This window comes from Acidovorax sp. SRB_24, from assembly GCF_012931925.1.
On record NZ_MWOM01000201.1, the window covers coordinates 1 to 605 of the forward strand.

The 605-nt window shown below is 69.9% G+C and carries 1 protein-coding gene; it reads right to left on the minus strand.

Features of this window, described 5'->3' with window-relative positions:
• The coding region (locus B2J89_RS21525; RefSeq protein ID WP_240965113.1) for an amidase family protein at positions 1–605 on the minus strand (605 nt) is incomplete at both ends.

Here is a 605-nt window from a genome sequence, read left to right on the forward strand (position 1 = left end):
CCGCTCGTCGTCGCCATAGGCGCCAATCACCTGCGTTCCCATCGGCAGGCCTTGCGGGCCGCGCGCAATCGGCAGCGAGATGCAGGGCAGGTGCAGCAGGCTCCACAGTGCGCCAAAGCGTGGCGAACCCGAGTCTTTCAAGCCCTTGTCGGCTTCGCCCTCGGCCGGCGGGTAGAGCAGGCCGTCGACATCGGCGAACAGCGCCTGCACCGCCTGGCGCGCGCGCGCTGCGCGCTGGCGCATGTCCAGGTACTCCTGCGGCGTGATGCCTTCACCGCCCGCCAGGCGCTGCTGCAGGCGCGTGCTGAAGCGGCCACTGTGGTGCGCGCGTTCGTGTGCCAGCGACTGGCGCGCTTCGAAGGCGAACAGGCGTGGCTGCATCTCGACCAGCGCTTCAATGTCTTCGGGCAGCTGGATGCGCACCACATGGGCACCGTCCCGCTGCGCCTGCGCTGCGAGCTGCTCGATCGCCTCCACCATCTCCGGGCGCGCGTGCTCCCATTGCTTTGACATGCACACCGCCAGGCGCGGGCGCAGGGCGACGCTCTGGGTCAGGCGCACGCCATGCAGGCCGAAGCTGAACAGCGCGGCGTCTTCCACCGTGC